The sequence below is a fragment of the Pseudarthrobacter albicanus genome, assembly GCF_018224015.1.
Lineage (GTDB): Bacteria > Actinomycetota > Actinomycetes > Actinomycetales > Micrococcaceae > Arthrobacter > Arthrobacter albicanus.
Genome location: NZ_JAGPOT010000046.1, coordinates 20,242 through 36,824, shown reverse-complemented (window position 1 = coordinate 36,824; position 16,583 = coordinate 20,242). Strand labels below are relative to the sequence as shown.

General features: G+C 65.9%; 17 protein-coding genes. 9 read left to right on the top strand and 8 right to left on the bottom strand.

What is annotated here, in order from left to right:
- The first annotated feature begins 3 nt into the window (after positions 1-3).
- Both J9611_RS11735 and J9611_RS11730 read left to right on the top strand, forming a co-directional pair.
- Positions 4-432 (top strand): DUF3054 domain-containing protein, encoded by a 429-nt coding sequence (locus J9611_RS11735; protein ID WP_211880363.1) that lies wholly within the window; start codon positions 4-6, stop codon positions 430-432.
- A gap of 75 nt (positions 433-507) precedes the next feature.
- Positions 508-789, top strand: a complete 282-nt coding sequence (locus tag J9611_RS11730; RefSeq protein WP_211880362.1) for an Lrp/AsnC family transcriptional regulator — start codon at positions 508-510, stop codon at positions 787-789.
- 25 nt (positions 790-814) lie between these two features.
- Here the strand turns inward: J9611_RS11730 and trpD are convergent, their stop codons facing one another.
- Positions 815-1,873, bottom strand: coding sequence for an anthranilate phosphoribosyltransferase (gene trpD / locus J9611_RS11725; protein ID WP_211880360.1), 1,059 nt, complete (start codon positions 1,871-1,873; stop codon positions 815-817).
- A 112-nt stretch (positions 1,874-1,985) separates the two neighbouring features.
- Here trpD and ctaE point away from each other — a divergent pair, with 112 nt between their 5' ends.
- From ctaE to qcrB, 4 genes are all read left to right on the top strand, one after another.
- The gene (ctaE, locus tag J9611_RS11720; RefSeq protein ID WP_443701379.1) at positions 1,986-2,660 is read left to right on the top strand and encodes an aa3-type cytochrome oxidase subunit III; all 675 of its coding nucleotides are present in this window, start codon (positions 1,986-1,988) and stop codon (positions 2,658-2,660) included.
- Between the two features lie 87 nt (positions 2,661-2,747).
- Entirely contained in the window at positions 2,748-3,536 is a 789-nt protein-coding gene (qcrC, locus tag J9611_RS11715) for a cytochrome bc1 complex diheme cytochrome c subunit (protein ID WP_211880356.1), read from the top strand.
- A gap of 102 nt (positions 3,537-3,638) precedes the next feature.
- Positions 3,639-4,709, top strand: coding sequence for a cytochrome bc1 complex Rieske iron-sulfur subunit (gene qcrA, locus J9611_RS11710; RefSeq protein ID WP_211880354.1), 1,071 nt, complete (start codon positions 3,639-3,641; stop codon positions 4,707-4,709).
- Positions 4,687-6,357: a cytochrome bc1 complex cytochrome b subunit gene (gene qcrB, locus J9611_RS11705; protein ID WP_211880352.1), complete on the top strand. Its 1,671-nt coding sequence runs from the start codon at positions 4,687-4,689 to the stop codon at positions 6,355-6,357. Before qcrA ends, qcrB begins: the two co-directional genes overlap by 23 nt.
- Before the next feature lie 76 nt (positions 6,358-6,433).
- Here qcrB and J9611_RS11700 read toward each other — a convergent pair whose 3' ends face one another.
- A complete protein-coding gene (locus tag J9611_RS11700; RefSeq protein ID WP_211880349.1) occupies positions 6,434-7,222 on the bottom strand; it encodes a GntR family transcriptional regulator in 789 nt (262 codons plus the stop codon).
- A 180-nt stretch (positions 7,223-7,402) separates the two neighbouring features.
- Here J9611_RS11700 and J9611_RS11695 point away from each other — a divergent pair, with 180 nt between their 5' ends.
- The gene (locus J9611_RS11695) at positions 7,403-7,696 is read left to right on the top strand and encodes an HPr family phosphocarrier protein (protein WP_211880347.1); all 294 of its coding nucleotides are present in this window, start codon (positions 7,403-7,405) and stop codon (positions 7,694-7,696) included.
- Between the two features lie 147 nt (positions 7,697-7,843).
- Here the strand turns inward: J9611_RS11695 and J9611_RS11690 are convergent, their stop codons facing one another.
- The 5 genes from J9611_RS11690 to J9611_RS11670 form a co-directional block, all read right to left on the bottom strand.
- Entirely contained in the window at positions 7,844-8,245 is a 402-nt protein-coding gene (locus tag J9611_RS11690; RefSeq protein WP_211880345.1) for a cytochrome c oxidase subunit 4, read from the bottom strand.
- Positions 8,242-9,966, bottom strand: coding sequence for an aa3-type cytochrome oxidase subunit I (gene ctaD, locus J9611_RS11685; protein ID WP_211880343.1), 1,725 nt, complete (start codon positions 9,964-9,966; stop codon positions 8,242-8,244). The genes J9611_RS11690 and ctaD overlap by 4 nt, the downstream gene beginning before the upstream one ends.
- Before the next feature lie 10 nt (positions 9,967-9,976).
- Positions 9,977-10,849: an aa3-type cytochrome oxidase subunit II gene (ctaC, locus tag J9611_RS11680; protein WP_211880341.1), complete on the bottom strand. Its 873-nt coding sequence runs from the start codon at positions 10,847-10,849 to the stop codon at positions 9,977-9,979.
- 212 nt (positions 10,850-11,061) lie between these two features.
- Positions 11,062-11,451 (bottom strand): HesB/IscA family protein, encoded by a 390-nt coding sequence (locus tag J9611_RS11675; RefSeq protein ID WP_211880339.1) that lies wholly within the window; start codon positions 11,449-11,451, stop codon positions 11,062-11,064.
- 168 nt (positions 11,452-11,619) lie between these two features.
- Positions 11,620-13,050 (bottom strand): dipeptidase, encoded by a 1,431-nt coding sequence (locus tag J9611_RS11670; RefSeq protein WP_211880337.1) that lies wholly within the window; start codon positions 13,048-13,050, stop codon positions 11,620-11,622.
- A gap of 96 nt (positions 13,051-13,146) precedes the next feature.
- Between J9611_RS11670 and J9611_RS11665 the strand changes: the two genes are divergently transcribed.
- Entirely contained in the window at positions 13,147-13,746 is a 600-nt protein-coding gene (locus tag J9611_RS11665; protein ID WP_211880335.1) for a DUF3043 domain-containing protein, read from the top strand.
- A gap of 279 nt (positions 13,747-14,025) precedes the next feature.
- On the opposite strand, the gene J9611_RS11660 is transcribed toward J9611_RS11665, so the two are convergent.
- A complete protein-coding gene (locus tag J9611_RS11660) occupies positions 14,026-15,114 on the bottom strand; it encodes a quinone-dependent dihydroorotate dehydrogenase (RefSeq protein WP_211880333.1) in 1,089 nt (362 codons plus the stop codon).
- 171 nt (positions 15,115-15,285) lie between these two features.
- Here J9611_RS11660 and J9611_RS11655 point away from each other — a divergent pair, with 171 nt between their 5' ends.
- Entirely contained in the window at positions 15,286-16,365 is a 1,080-nt protein-coding gene (locus J9611_RS11655; protein WP_211880422.1) for an alpha/beta hydrolase, read from the top strand.
- Positions 16,366-16,583 lie beyond the last annotated feature (218 nt).

Sequence of the window (16,583 nt, the reverse complement as noted above, 5' to 3'; positions counted from 1 at the left end):
AGCATGTCTTCGTCACCACCGCCGCTCCGCCGCCCGTCCGCACCTCCGCCCGCGAAGATGCGGACAGCGGTACTGGCGGCGGCCGCTGATCTGGCGCTGGTCCTGGCCTTCGCCGCGATCGGCCGGGATGCCCACCAGCGCGGGGAGGTTATCACCGGGGTCCTTGCCACCGCCTGGCCGTTCCTCGCCGGAGCCGCCGTGTCCTGGCTGGCGCTGCGGGTGTGGCGTGCTCCCCTGGCGCTCTGGCCCGCCGGCGTCGTCGTCTGGCTGGGAACGGTGGCCGTCGGCATGCTCCTGCGGGCCGCCACCGGGCAGAGCGTCGTGCTCCCCTTCATCATCGTGGCGCTCCTGAGCCTGGCGGTGTTTCTGCTCGGCTACCGGCTCGTGGTGGCAGGGGTGCGGCGGTTCGGGACGAGCCGCAAGCGGGCCTGATGTATTAGGCTTGCAGGCACATGGCCCGGCCCGGAAGGGCCGGCAACGGCGCAACAGATCCGGAAAGGTTCACACGTGGTCACCGCTATCGTCCTGATTAAGACAGAGGCTTCCCGGATCCCGGAGACCGCGGAAGAAATCTCCGCCATCCAGGGCATCAGCGAGGTCTATTCGGTAACGGGGGAATGGGACCTGATCGCCATCGCCCGGGTGGCCAAGCATGAGGACCTCGCGGACGTCATCGCGGACAAACTCTCCAAGGTCCCGGCGGTTCTTCACACCACCACCCAGATCGCCTTCCGCGCCTACTCGCAGCACGACCTCGACGCGGCCTTCGCCCTCGGCATCGAGCAGTAACTTCCGGATCCGGGCCCGGCTGGGCTCAGTCTTGCGACAAGGACACCCACCGGTCCAGCACGGCGGCCGCTGCACCGGAACCAATCGATTCCTCGGCCCGCTTCATCGCCGCCGCCATGCGCTCGGCCAGCGGGCCCACGGCGTCGAGGTCGAAGGCCACCAGCCCGGCGGCGGCGTTCAGCAGCGCGGCGTCGCGCGCCGCACCGGGGGCGCCGGACAGGACGGCACGGACGACGGCGGCGTTGGCGACGGCGTCGCCGCCGCGCAGTTCCTCCAGCGTCGCCTGGCGGATCCCAAGCCCGCGCGGATCGAAGATCTCCTCCGCGACCTCCCCGTTCCGGATTTCCCAGACGTGGGAAGGGCCGGTGGTGGTCAGTTCGTCCAGGCCGTCGTTGCCCCGGAACACGAGTCCCCGGCTCCCGCGCTTGGCCAGCACGCCGGCCACCAGGGGAGCCATCTTCTCGTTGGCAACGCCGACGGCGGAGGCCTGCACATTGGCGGGGTTGATCATGGGGCCCAGGAAGTTGAAGGCAGTCGGCACGCCGAGTTCGCGGCGGGCGACGGCGGCATGGCGCATGGAGGGGTGGAAGACCTGGGCGAAGCAGAAGGTGATGCCGGCCTCCTCCGCGTTCAGGGCCACGCGCGGAACCGGCAGGTCCAGCCGCACGCCGAGGGCTTCCAGGACGTCGGCGGACCCGGAAGTGGACGATGCCGCGCGGTTGCCGTGCTTAACCACCTTGGCCCCGGCGCCGGCAGCGATCAGGGCGGCCATCGTGGAGATGTTCACGGTGTTCTGCTGGTCTCCGCCGGTTCCGACGATGTCCAGCTTCTCGCCCGCAATATCGATCGGGCTGGCGTTGGCGATCATTGCCTCGACCAGCCCCGCCAGTTCATCCACGGTCTCGCCCTTGGCGCGCAGGGCCACCAGGAAGCCGGCCACCTGTGCGGGGCTGGCCTCGCCGGACATGATCGAGTTCATCGCCCACTCGGTATTGCCGGCGGTGAGGTCCGTCCCGTTGATGAGTGCGTTGATGAGCCGCGGCCAGGTGTTGCCTGCCGCCTGTTCCGAAGCCTGAGAAGTCACCTCCTGATGCTATCGAGGTGGGCGCCGCGATGACCAATGTGAACGGGGTCGGGAACTTTTCCGCGCGAATTCGCGTCTTTGTAGAAAAAGTCGTCCGAAAACGCGTTTTGCGTTGGGCACCGGGGAGTTTTATAGACATAATGTCTATGTGACATCTGCGACCCATGCCCCCAGTACCCCGGCGCACCCGACGCTGAATCGCCCGAACATGGTTTCTGTTGGAACCGTGGTCTGGCTGTCCAGTGAGTTGATGTTCTTCGCCGGTCTCTTCGCCATGTACTTCACACTCCGTTCGACTTCCGGACAGATGTGGGCCGAAGAGACAGCCAAGCTCAACTTCCCCTTTGCGCTCGTTAACACCATCGTCCTCGTGGCAAGTTCCTTTACTTGCCAGATGGGCGTCTTCGCCGCTGAGCGGCTCCAGCCGCGCCGGAGCGGAGGACGCCTGAGCTTCACCCGGTGGGGAATGAACGAATGGTTCACCCTGACCTTCATCATGGGTGCCTTCTTCGTTGCCGGGCAGACGACTGAGTACTCCATGCTCGTTTCCGAGCATGTTTCACTCTCCTCCAATGCCTATGGCTCGGCGTTCTACATCACGACAGGCTTCCACGGCCTGCACGTTATCGGCGGCCTGGTTGCCTTCCTGCTCATCATCGGCCGCTCCTTCGCAGCGAAGAAGTTCGGCCACTTTGAGGCAACCTCAGCGATTGTCACCTCGTACTACTGGCACTTTGTCGACGTCGTGTGGATCGGCCTCTTCCTGGTCATCTACGTCCTCAGGTAGCCAAGAATTGACTCTTTTCGCACAAGAGGCAGATTTTCAAGAAGCGGCTCCCGGAGCCAACGCAGGATCGAAAAAAGGAACCACCACGTGAAGGCACTCTCGCAGAAGCGACGACACCCGCTGGCAGCAATTGCACTGCTGCTGATGGGCCTCTTGGTCACTGGTGGGCTGTACGCCGTTGCCACCACCGTCAACCAGGCCAAGGCCGACACCACAAGCTTCAACGCAAGCGACGTAGGGGAAGGCGGAAAGCTCTTTGCCGCCAACTGCGCCACCTGCCACGGCATGGGTGCCAGCGGCTCGCAGGCCGGACCGTCGCTTGTGGGCGTCGGCGCGGCCGCTGTTGACTTCCAGGTCGGCACCGGCCGCATGCCCATGCAGATGAACGGCCCGCAGGCCTACAAGAAGCCCGCCCAGTTCAACGAAACCCAGACCAAACAGCTGGCAGCGTATGTTGCCTCGCTCGGCCCGGGCCCGTCCATCCCCGAAGAGGGGCTCCTCGACGAAAAGGGCAACGCCGCCGCCGGCGGGGAGCTCTTCCGCACCAACTGCGCCATGTGCCACAACGCCGCAGCCGCCGGCGGGGCACTCACCCGGGGCAAGTTCGCCCCGGCCCTGGCGGATGTCTCCGGCAAGCACATCTACGAAGCAATGGTCACCGGCCCGCAGAACATGCCGGTCTTCAATGACGCCAACGTCTCCCCCGAGGGAAAGCGCGACATCATCACGTTCCTGAAGCAGATCGAAGCCAACGGTTCACCCGGCGGCGCTGATCTTGGTGCTTTGGGTCCCACATCCGAAGGTCTGTTTGTCTGGATCGCCGGCCTGGGCGTCATCATCGCCTTCACCATCTGGCTGACGTCCCGGACGTCCTGACAGACCCTGTTGCACCTGTAAGAATTTTCTGCAGACCCGTCAGCAGTTTGAATTGAAAGCTAACTCGGCGTATGTCGAGACGAGAGAGGGATGAGGCGAATTATGGGCAACCATAGTGACGGCAGTCCGAACCACTCGGGCACCGTAGCTACGGCTGGTCAGAATGAGGTGGAGAAGTTCCAGGATCCTGGAATTCCCCCGCATCGTTTGCGCCTGGCTGACACGGACCCGAGGGCCGCAAAGCGAGCAGAACGGCAGGTAGCCCTTCTTTTCGGGATTTCGGTCGTTGGCACCTTGATTTTCCTGGTGGCGTACTTCGCCATCGATCTTGGAGATGGCTCCTCGATCGCCACCATCCGGCTGCAGAACGCCCTGCTGGGCATCGGCACCGCCTTTGCCATGCTGGGCATCGGTACCGGCATCGTCCACTGGGCCAAGGCCCTCATGCCGGACCATGAGGTCTCGGAAGAGCGCCATGGGATCCGCACCGAGGAGGACCGCCTGGCCGCCGTCCGCATTGTCGATGACATTGTGGAGGAAACCGGCATCAAGCGCCGGCCGCTGATCCGCAACACCCTGCTGGGCGCCGTCGCGCTGGCTCCCCTGCCGGCGCTGGCCGTCTTCGGTGACCTCGGTCCCCGCCCGGACGACAAGCTGGCCCACACCATGTGGGCACCGGCGGGTGGCAAGCTCAAGCGGCTCACCCGCGACCCCGATGGCACCCCCATCAAGGCCACGGATGTCACCATCGGCTCGGCGTTCCACGTGATCCCGGAAGGCCTCAACGAGCTGCACGAAGGCAAGCTGAACGCAAAGGCGAAGGCCGTCGTCCTGCTCATGCGCCTGAACCCGGATTCCCTCAAGCCTTCCGCAGGCCGCGAGGACTGGAGCTACAACGGCATCGTTGCCTACTCCAAGATCTGCACCCACGTTGGTTGCCCTGTTGCCCTGTACGAGCAGCAGACCCACCACCTGCTGTGCCCGTGCCACCAGTCAACCTTCGACCTGACCCAGGAATGCAAGGTTATCTTCGGCCCGGCCAGCCGCCCCCTCCCCCAGCTGCCCATCGCAGTCGACGCAGAGGGCTACCTGGTCGCTACCAGCGACTTCCATGAACCTGTTGGACCGAGCTACTGGGAGCGTGATGAGCATGAGCGCACCGTCAACAGCTGAAGCCCCCGCTTTCGTCGCCAAGACTAAAGGCGGCAGCATCACCGACTTCGTCGACCAACGCGTCGGCGGATCCGGAATCCTCCGTGAATTCGGCCGCAAGGTCTTCCCGGACCACTGGTCATTCATGTTTGGCGAAGTGGCCCTGTACTCCTTCGTCATCCTGCTCATGTCAGGCACCTTCCTGACGTTCTTCTTCGATCCGTCCATGGTGGAAACCCACTATGCGGGCTCGTACACGCCGCTGAAGAACGTCGAAATGTCTGCCGCGTTCAACTCATCCCTGAACATCTCCTTCGATGTCCGTGGCGGGCTGTTCATGCGCCAGGTCCACCACTGGGCGGCGCTGCTGTTCGTGGCGTCCATCGGTGTTCACATGCTCCGCGTGTTCTTCACCGGTGCCTTCCGCAAACCCCGGGAAATGAACTGGGTAGTCGGCGGAGTCCTGCTGATCCTGGCCATGGCCGAAGGGTTCACCGGCTACTCGCTTCCCGATGACCTGCTGTCGGGCAACGGCCTGCGCATCATTGACGGTGTCATTAAGGCCATTCCGGTCATTGGAACGTATATTTCCTTCTTCCTCTTCGGCGGAGAGTTCCCCGGTACTGCCATCATTGGCCGCCTCTACATGCTGCACATCCTGCTGGTGCCGGCACTGATCCTGCTGATGATCGTGCTCCACCTGTTCATGGTGGTCGTGCACAAGCACACCCAGTACCCCGGCCCGGGACGCAACGACGGCAACGTCGTCGGCTACCCGCTCGGCCCGGTGTACGCGGCCAAGGCCGGCGGCTTCTTCTTCATCGTCTTCGGCGTGATTGCGCTCATGGCGGGCTTCTTCACGATCAACCCGATCTGGAACTACGGTCCCTACGACCCCTCCCCCGTTTCGGCAGGCACCCAGCCTGACTGGTACATCGGCTTCGTTGACGGTGCCTTGCGCCTGATGCCGGGTGTCATTGGAAACTTCCATTTCGAGTATGTGATCTTCGGACACGTGCTGACGCTGAACGTGCTGCTGCCGGCGCTCGTACCGGCAGGCATCATCTTCACCGTGCTGTTCACCTACCCGTGGATCGAACGGTGGATCACCAAGGACAACCGAGAGCACCACGTGCTGGACCGTCCGCGTAACGCGCCGACCCGTACCGCGATCGGCGTGGCCGGCTTCACCTGGTACTGCGTCATGTGGGCCGCCGCCAGCTCGGACCTTATCGCCACGAATTTCCACGTGTCCCTGAACGATGTGACCTACTGGCTCCGTGCACTGTTCTTCATCGGCCCGGTCATCGCCTTCTTCGTGACGAAGCGCGTTGCCCTGGCCCTGCAGCGCAAGGACCGTGAGATCGCCCTCCACGGCCGTGAAACCGGCCGCATCGTGCGCCTGCCGCATGGTGAGTTCATCGAGGTCCACGCCCCGCTGAGCGAGTACAAGCGCTACAAGCTGGTCGGTTTTGAATCCCCGGCTCCGCTGCCCGCGGTTCCCAACGAGCACGGGATCGTGGACCGCAAGGAGAAGCGCCGAGCGATGCTTTCCCGGTTGTTCTTCGAGGACCGGGTAGCCCCGGCAACCCCGGCCGAGCTCGAGGCGGCCCACGGCCACCACGAGGCCATTGAGTCGGCAGAGGCCCAGAAGACCCTCAGCCACTAGCAGCCCCACAGCGGTTAACGCAGAAGACCCGGCCCCCTTGGGACCGGGTCTTCCGCGTTCCGCCCGCGTCGCTCATTTACGGGCGGTACCCCGAAGCGTAGTTGCGGGTCGGCCGGACGCCGGGACGCTGCAGCGGCACCCAGAGCTTGTAGCGGTCGGCGCGGTAATAGGACACCGAGTAGTCAACCATCGCCCTGGCGACAAAGGCGTGCCGCTGGATCTTCAGGAGCGGCGAGCCGATCTCGACGTTGAGCAGCCGTGACGTCGACGGTGACGCCGCCGTCGCCTCGATCATGTCCTCGCCCCACTCCATCACCAGCCCATAGCGTTCGCTGAGCACGTTGTAGAGCGAGGTGGGCGGCTCGCCGTCGAGCAGGCCGGGCACGCGGTGGGCTGGGATGAAGTTCTCGTCCACGCTCATCGGCTCATTGTCGGCCAGCAGCAGGCGCCGGAACCGCACGAGGGGCGTCCCCTCTTCCAGCTGGAGTTCGCGGGCCAGGAACGGGCTGGCCGCAATCTGTTCGAAGCTGAGGACCCTTGCCGCCGGGACCATGCCGCGGCGCTGCATCTCTTCGCTGTAGGAGGTCAGTTTGACCTGGAGATCCAGCTTCGGCTTCCGGACAAAGGTGCCGAGGCCGACGACCCGTTCGATGACCTCCTCCCCCACGAGGGCGTCGATCGCCTGGCGGACGGTCATCCGGGCGAGCCCGAACCGCTCCGCCAGGTCCCGCTCGGACGGCAGCGCCGATCCGGGCGGGCACGAACTCGCAATGTGGGCCCGGAGGATTTCCCGCAGCTGGACATAGATCGGTGTGCCGCTGTGCCGGTCGATCTCACCGGCCATCCGCGAGGCATTAGAACCCATGATCCTGCCTCCTGTATTCGTTCATACACCAAGGGTAGGGTAATCCGGAGCAGGTCTAGACCACCGGGGCGTCTTGGTTCGCCCGGCACTTCGCCCGCGGCTAGGCTTTACCCCAGGTACGACGGCGGGCAGAGCCGCCGGAAGATCCGCGAGATCAAAGCTGAGAGCAAAGGAGCCCCGTTGCCAGTTCGGAAGGCAATCGTCAAGGCGGCCGTTGGCCTGCATGCACGGCCGGCGGCGGCGTTTGTGCGGGCTGTCACCGGCACGGGGCTGCCGGTCACCATCAGCAAGGAAGGCAGGCGCGGGGTCGATGCCCGCTCCCTGCTGGAAGTCATGACCGAGGACTTCCACTGCGGCTGCGAAGTGGAACTGGCGGTGGCAGCGGACGCAATACCGGCCCGCTACAGCCTCCCGGATGCCGAAAAGGCCCTCGACCTCCTCTGCTCCCTGCTGGAGTCAGCGCAGGTCCGCTAGGAAGCACCCGGCGGTTCCGCGGCACGCGCCGGACCGGATACGGCCGGCCAGCCGTGCCCAGGCACGACGAACGACGGCGGGCCCCACCATCTTGGTGGGGCCCGCCGTCGTTCACGCAATCAGTCTTGCGCTGTTTCCTGCCGGAACCTAGTGCGCGTGGTCACCACGGCTGTACTCGTAGACCCAGCCCACGAGTGCGACGACCGCGAGGCCGCCGGCGATGAACACAATCCAGAATCCGATGGCCATGCCGAGGAATCCGGTGGCGCAGGACAGGCCCAGGACCAGGGGCCACCAGCTCCACGGGCTGAAGTGGCCCTGCTCGCCGGCGCCTTCGTGGATCTCGGCGTCAGGCCGGTCCTCGGGACGCATGCCGACGCGCTTGCCGGTGAAGCCAAGGTAGGCACCGATCATGCCGACGAGGGCGCCCACCAGCAGGAGGCCCAGGGTGCCCACCCACTCGTTCCAGTGGTTCAGGAATCCGTATACCGCCGCGACGGGGATGAAGAAGAAGACTCCGGCTCCAAAAATCCATGATTCGATTCTCATTTGGCGGTGTCCTTCTGGTCGGCGTTACCGAGCACCGCTGCCGCGGGGGCCGGAGACTCAACGGTGTGCGCTTGGGAAAGCTCCGGGTGGTGCAGGTCCAGGGCGGGGCGTTCGGAACGGATGCGCGGCAGTGAGGTGAAGTTGTGGCGCGGCGGCGGGCAGGACGTGGCCCACTCGAGCGAGGCGCCGAAGCCCCACGGGTCATCGACTTCCACCCGTTCGTTGCTGCGCCAGGTGATGTACACGTTCCAGAAGAACGGGATCATCGACGCGCCCAGCAGGAAGGAACCGTAGGTGGAGAACTGGTTCATCCAGGTGAAGTTGTCCTGCGGCAGGTAGTCCGCGTAGCGGCGGGGCATGCCCTCGACGCCGAGCCAGTGCTGGATCAGGAACGTGGCGTGGAAGCCCAGGAACAGCATCCAGAAGTGGATCTTGCCGAGCCGCTCGTTGAGCATCTTGCCGGTCCACTTGGGCCACCAGAAGTAGAAGCCCGCGAACATCGCGAACACCACGGTGCCGAAGACCACGTAGTGGAAGTGCGCCACCACGAAGTAGGAGTCCGACACGTGGAAGTCCAGCGGCGGTGAGGCCAGGATGATGCCGGTCAGGCCGCCGAAGAGGAACGTGGCCAGGAAGCCGATGCTCCACAGCATGGGGGTCTCGAAGGTGATCGAGCCCCGCCACATGGTGCCGATCCAGTTGAAGAACTTCACGCCCGTGGGCACGGCGATCAGCATGGTCATGAAGGAGAAGAACGGCAGCAGGACCGAGCCGGTGACGTACATGTGGTGGGCCCACACGGTGACGGACAGCGCGGCGATGGCGATCGTGGCGTAGACCAGGCCCTTGTAGCCGAAGATCGGCTTGCGGCTGAAGACCGGGAAGATCTCGGACACGATGCCGAAGAACGGCAGGGCGATGATGTAGACCTCGGGGTGGCCGAAGAACCAGAACAGGTGCTGCCAGAGGACGGCGCCGCCGTTTTCCGGATCGAAGATGTGCGCGCCGAAGCGGCGGTCCGCGCCGAGGGCGAACAGCGCCGCGGCCAGCGGCGGGAACGCCATCAGGACCAGGATGGACGTGACCAGCGCGTTCCAGGTGAAGATCGGCATGCGCCACATGGTCATGCCCGGGGCGCGCATGCAGATGATCGTGGTGATGAAGTTGACCGCGCCGAGGATGGTGCCGAAGCCGGAGAGCGCCAGGCCGAAGACCCACAGGTCCCCGCCGATCCCGGGGCTGAACGTCGTGTTGGACAGCGGCGCATAGGCGAACCAGCCGAACGACGCCGCGCCCTGCGGGGTGATGAACCCGGACACGGCGATGGTGGAGCCGAAGAGGAAGAACCAGAAGGCCAGTGCGTTCAGCCGCGGGAAGGCGACGTCGGGTGCACCGATCTGCAGCGGCATGATGACGTTGGTGAAGCCGGCGAACAGCGGCGTCGCGAACATCAGCAGCATGACGGTGCCGTGCATGGTGAACAGCTGGTTGTACTGTTCCTTGGTCTGCAGGATCTGCATGCCGGGCTCAAACAGCTCGGCACGGATCAGCAGCGCCATGATGCCGCCGAAGCAGAAGAACACGAAGGACGCGATCAGGTACATGTACCCGATGGTCTTGTGGTCGGTCGAGGTGATCCAGTTGACGACGATGCGTCCCTTGGATTTGGGCACTACGGGAGCCTCAAGGATCCCGGTGGGCTGGGTGTAGGTGGTTGCCACGTCGCTTCCCTTACTTCGTTGCGTTCAGGTTCGGGTTGCGGTCGTACTCTGCGCCGAGCAGGCCGGTGTTGCCGTCCTGGCGCAGCTTGTCCAGGTGCGCTGCGAACTCCGGTTCGGAGACAACCTTGACGCGGAACAGCATTTCGGAGTGGTATTCGCCGCAGAGTTCGGCGCACTTGCCGTCGTAGGTGCCCTCCTTGGTGGGGGTGAACCTGATGTAGTTGGTCTTGCCCGGGATCATGTCCCGCTTCTGCAGGAAGGCAGGAACCCAGAAGGAGTGGATCACGTCGCGGGAGTTGAGCTCCACGTCGACGGACTTGTTCACCGGCAGGTAGAGCGTGGGCAGCTTTTCCTTGTCGATCTCTGCACCGGTGAGGTGCGCCTGGACGCCGGCTTCGTGCACATCGCCGGTGACGACGTCACCCTTCTTGTAGTTGAAGTCCCATGCCCACTGCTTGCCGCGGACGTCAACGACGACGTCGGCCGGCTTGGAGCGGTCATCGATCGCCTGCTGGTCGCGGTCGGTGAAATAGAAGAACACCAGGACCATGAACACCGGGATCGTGAGGTAGAAGACCTCAAGGGGCAGGTTGAAGCTGTTCTGGCGGGGGAACCCTACGGTTCCCTTGCGCCGCCGGTAAGCGACGATGCACCAGATCATCAGGCCCCACGTAATGATGCCGACGACCAGCGCGGCTATCCATGAGTTGACCCAGAGGTCCATGATGCGGTCGGTGTGATTGGTGGTGCCACGCTCGGTGGGCAACCAGCCTCTCTCTACCTCTGGTGAACATCCAGTCAAAGCCAACGCGCCGGCAAGTGCCAAGCCAGTGATCGTAGTGATCTGTTTGCGTCGGCTGCCGGTTCGGTTCTGCGAACTCACAGACGGCCCTTCCTACTTGTTGCTGTCGCCCGGCCCGCCGGTGGCGGTCCGGGCACACGAAAAGTTTTACTACTCGGTGTAGAGCTTACCGCTCCCCCGGAGTTTTCGCCCACATGTCCGCCCGTGCGTCGGGACCTTTTTAACTGGCCTGCTCGTTGACGATTCCGCGGCACTGAGGCCGGGCAGTTTGCCCGGCCTCAGTGGAAGGAATACTAGTGGAAGGAATCACCGCAGGCGCAGGATCCGCCGGCGTTCGGATTGTCAATCGTGAAGCCCTGCTTGGAGATGGTGTCCTCGAAGTCGATGCTGGCACCGCTGAGGTACGGGACGCTCATCTTGTCGACGACGACTTCCACGCCGTCGTAGTCGCGCACAGCGTCCCCGTCGAGAATCCGCTCGTCGAAGTAGAGCTGGTAGATCAGGCCGGAGCAACCGCCCGGCTGCACGGCAACGCGGAGGCGCAGATCGGTGCGGCCCTCCTGCTCCAGGAGGCTGCGGACCTTGCCGGCTGCGACGTCGGTCAGCTTGACCTCGTGGGTGGCCAGCTCCTCGGCCGCCGTGGCGGTGGTGTCGGCGCTGTTTTCATTGGTTGTAGTGCTCATGGCCTACCTTCTGACGACGGTTGTGGCGGCCCCGTTTTCACGGTGCGCGACCCTGCTGATGCGGTATGGGCTATTACTACATGCTACGTCGATCAGCCCTGTAGCTCTAACTCCTGACGTAACCGCCGGAGCGGGCCGGATGTTCCCCGGGAACACCCGTCCCGCCGGTCAGGCCAGCCCTTCCGCGTTCAGCCGGGCCAGCAGGAGCGCTTCGGCGATGATCGCGTTCCGGAAGTCTCCCAGGTGGAGAGATTCGTTCGCGCTGTGCGCACGCGAATCGGGATCCTCCACCCCGGTGACCAGGATCTGCACCTCCGGGTACACCTCGGTGAGGTCGGCAATGAAGGGAATCGAGCCGCCGATCCCCATTTCGACGGCCGGCACGCCCCAGGCCTCCCCCAGCGCCCACAGGGCAAAGCCGGCCGCCTTCGAAGCGGTGTCGGTGCGGAACGGGTTGCCGCTCTCCCCCGGGGTGAAGACGACCCGGGCGCCAAACGGCGCGTTGGCTTCGACATGCTTCCGGACGGCATCCATCGCGGCCGCCGGGTCCTGCCCGGGGGCGAGCCGCAGGCTGAACTTGGCCCGCGCCCGCGGCAGCAGCGTGTTGGCGGCGGCGTCCACCGCGGGGGCGTCGAAGCCGATGATGGAGAGCGCCGGCTTGGTCCACAGGCGCGAGGCGATGGTCCCGGTGCCGGCGAGCCGCACGCCGTCGAGCACGGAGGCGTCGGCGCGGTATTCCGCTTCCGTCAGGTCCACGCTCACGTCATCGCGGCTGAGCAGCCCAGCGATCGCGACGCTGCCGTCGGCGTCGTGCAGCGTGGCTATGAGGCGGGCGAGCAGGGTCGGGGCGTCCAGCACGGGCCCGCCGAACATGCCGGAGTGGACCGCGTGGTCCAGGACCTGGACCTCGATCGTGCCGTCCACCAGGCCGCGCAGGCTGGTGGTCAGGGCCGGGACGCCGACCTTCCAGTTGCTGGAGTCGGCCACCACGATCACATCCGCGCGCAGCAGTTCACGGTGGGTCTCCAGGAAGGACCTGAACGTCGGTGAGCCGGCCTCCTCCTCGCCTTCGAAGAAGAAGGTCACGCCGAGGCCCAGATCGTCGCCCAGGACCCGGGTCACCGCCGAGTACGCCGCGATGTGGGCCAGGATTCCGGCCTTGTCATCCGCCGTACCGCGGCCGAAAAGCCGCCCGTCGCGTTCGACGGCGGTGAACGGCTCCGTTTCCCACAGCGCCGGATCGCCCGTGGGCTGGACGTCGTGGTGGGCGTAGAGCAGGATGGTGGGTTTGCCCTCGGCGGCAGGCCGGCGGGCGACGACGGCGGGGCCGCCGGGGGTGCCGTCTTCCTTGTCGCAGCGCAGGATGCGGACATCGTCGAAGCCGCCGGCACGCACCAGCCCGGCAACGGCGTCGGCGCTGGCGCTCAGCGGGGCGGGATCGAAGCTGGGCCAGGCGATGCCCGGAATGGCAACGAGTTCCTTTAACTGCCCGACCGTTGCGTCAAACGATTCGGTCACGGCCTGCCGGAGGGCCTCGGCGTCGAAGTTCCCGGCGCGGGCGGTGGCGGTCTGCGGGTTCCCCGCGGGTGTTGAAGTCATGGCCAAAACACTACCCGTGTCCCCCATCACCACCAACGGCGCCCCGGGCGCTGTGGGCCGGGTCTCGCGGCCGTATGCGCGGGGTATTCTTTAGGGGTGTTTGGACGTAAAAAGGAAGCGCCTTCGGCGCATGACGTAATTGACCAGCAGGCGGCCGAGGCCACGGCCCGGGACGCCGCCATAGGCAAGGGCGCGCCCACGCCCAAGCGCAGTGCGCAGGTGGCCGCGCGCAAGCGGCCGCTCGTGCCGGAGGACCGCAAGGCTTCCAAGGCCGCCGAACGCGCGGCCGTGCAGGAGCAGCGGCTCAAGATGCGGCAGGCGATGGACACGGGGGACGACAAGTTCCTGCCGCTGCGGGACAAGGGCCCGCAGAAACGCTTTGCGCGTGATTATGTCGACGCCCGCTTCAGCCTCGGTGAGTACCTCATGTTCGGCGCCCTGGTCTTCGTCGTCATCTCGCTCCTCGTGCCGGCCTCCAGCGAACAGATGATCTACGTCCTCGGCGGTTTCTGGGTGATGTTCCTGGCCGTCTTCGTGGATGTCTTCATCCTTTCCCGCAAGCTCAAGAAGCGTCTGGCCGAGAAGTTCAGCGACGTCGAGCGCGGCACCGTCTGGTACGGCTCCATGCGTTCGCTGCAGTTCCGCCGCCTTCGCCTGCCCAAGCCCCAGGTCAAGCGTGGAGAGTTCCCCGCCTGATCGGACCGCAAGTATGGAGAAGCCCCCGGCAGCACGCTGCCGGGGGCTTCTCCATACCCGTTTGCGTGGCCGTTTTTGCCTAATGGTCATTTTCGTTGACTCGTTGGGGGTTTAGGTTTAGGCGGGGCCAGGACCTCTCCGCGCCGGGAGGTCACCGCCCATTCGTCGCGCCCGCCACCGGACATAGCCGTCCATCCGCCGGCCCCGGCGCGGGGCATGTCCCTGAGCCCTGCCACCCCGCCGGCTGGACCTGACCCCCCGGCGAACTAACGAAAATGCCTACTGGCCGTCTTGCCTCGCGGCGGCCGGGCGCTTCGCCAGTTCCCGGTTGATGCGCGCGGCCCAGAAAGGGCCCTCGTACAGGAAGGCCGTGTACCCCTGCACCAGGGTGGCGCCGGCGTCGAGCCGTTCCTGGACGTCCTGCGCCGACTCGACACCGCCGACCGAGACCAGGCTCAGCTCGCCGCCTGTTACCGCCTTGAGCCGGGCCAGCACCTCGAGGGAGCGCTTCTTCAGCGGCGCCCCGGACAGCCCGCCGGCCCCGCAGGCTTCGACGTTGTCCGGACCGGAGGCGAGCCCGGTGCGGGAAATGGTGGTGTTGGTGGCGATGATGCCGTCCAGCTTCAGCTCCAGCGCCAGGCGCGCAACGTCGTCGATGTCCTCATTGCTCAGATCCGGCGCGATCTTGACCAGCAGCGGCACGTGGCGGCCGGCGGCCTTGTCCGCTTCCTGCCCCACGGCCGCCAGCAGCGGGCGGAGCGTCTGGACGTCCTGCAGCAGCCGGAGCCCGGGGGTGTTCGGCGAGCTGACGTTGACCACGAGGTAGTCCGCGGCGGGCGCCAGGCTCCGGGCGCTGGTCAGGTAATCGGCGGCGGCATCTTCGAGCTCCACGACCTTGCTCTTGCCGATGTTCACCCCGATCACGGGCCGGACGCCGGGATGGCGGCGCTGCAGGGCGGCCCGGGCGGATTTCAGGCGGGGAGCCACCGCGGCGGCGCCGTCGTTGTTGAAGCCCATCCGGTTGATGACGGCCCTGTCCTCGATGAGGCGGAAGAGCCGGGGTGCCGGGTTGCCGGGCTGGGCCTGTCCGGTGATGGTTCCTACTTCCACGTGGCCGAATCCCAGCTCGGCCAGGGCCTCGATGCCGTGCCCCTCCTTGTCGAAACCGGCCGCGAGCCCGAAGGGCGAGGGGAAGGTGAGCCCGAAGGCCTGCGTCTGCAGGGAGGCCGCCGGGGCCGTGAACTTCTGCAGCGCCCGTCCGGCGCCGCAGCTGTGGACGAGCCGGATGGCCTTGAAACCGATCCGGTGGGCGCGTTCGGCGTCCATCCATGAGAAGGCCAGCCGGAAGAAGGTGGGATATACGCGCATGGTCCTAGTTTTCCGGTTCGGACCCTTCAGACCAAACCCGCGCGCCGCAAGTCCCCGGGCGTCAGCAGGAAGCGGCGCTAGCATGAAGCCATGACCAGCGACAAGGGAGCAGCCGGCGCGCCGTCGGCACGTGGCCGGCGTGCGCCGGCGCCGGCCGCCGGGGAGCAGGCGGTGGAATGGCAGAATGACATCCTCGGCGAAGATTTTCAGGCCTGTACCTTCGGCGCCGCCGGTGCGGACGGCGTGGAGCGGACGGCGACCCTGGTCCGCCACGTCCCCGGGGCGCTTCGGGCACGCGAAGCAGCACAGGAAGCGCCAGACGAAAAACGCGACGAAGGACGCCGCAAGGAACGCAGCGAAGAACTCAGCGAAGAGCCGTACCGTGCCGCCGTCGGGCAGCCGAAACGGGCCGTGCTGTTCCTGCACGGCTGGAGCGACTATTTCTTCAACGCGGAGCTGGCGGCATTCTGGACCGGCAGCGGCTTCGACTTCTTCGCCCTGGACCTGCACAGCCACGGGCGGAGCCTGCGGCCGGGCACCCATGGCGGCTATGTGGCCGACCTGGACGACTACGACGCCGAGATTACGGCCGCGATCGGCATCATCGGATCGCTGGGTTGCGGCGGTTCGGCCCCGCCGCTCCTGACGCTGATGGGACACTCCACCGGCGGCCTCATTGCGGCGCTGTGGGCCAGCCGCCACGCGGGCCTGGCCGCGCAGCTGGTCCTGGACAGTCCGTGGCTGGAAATGCACGGCAGCCCTGCCGTCCGCCGCGCCGCCCGCACCATGGTGGAGCCGCTCGCCCGGTTCCGGCCCGAGTCAGTGATCCGGCTGCCCCCGCGCGGCTTCTACTGGCGGAGCATCAGCAGCGCGGCCGAGGGCGAATGGGCCCTGGATGACGCCTTCCGTCCGCCGCGCGCCTTTCCCGTCCGCGCCGGCTGGCTCAGCGCCGTGCTCAACGGCCAGGCCCGGGTGGCACGGGGCCTGAACATCGAGGTGCCCATCCTCGTGCTGATCTCCGGTGCCAGCGCCAACGGGATGTTCTGGAAGGAATCCATGCGCCGCACCGACGCGGTCCTGGATGTGAACACGATCGCCCTCCGCTCCCTCAGCCTGGGCCGCACCGTGACGCTGGAGAGGATCGACGGCGCCCTGCACGACGTGTTCCTGTCCGCGCCGCAGGTCCGCGCGGACGCGTACGCCCGGCTGGCACGGTGGATCCGCGCCTATGTCCGCGACGACGGGGCGTGATGACCGCTCCCCGCCGGGGCCATCCGGCGCCGTCCCTTCCCACCACGCGGAGCCCGGTTTTTCCTCTGGTCGGCACGCAGGCCCGAAGGTATGGTCAGCATACTGACGACATTCGTACCTTGCGTCAGTTCCTCATCTGGTCGAAGGAGACACCGTGAGTACCAAGGTTGAAAAGCGCATTCTGGGGTGGCTCGTGAATTAGTGAAATATCCGACGCT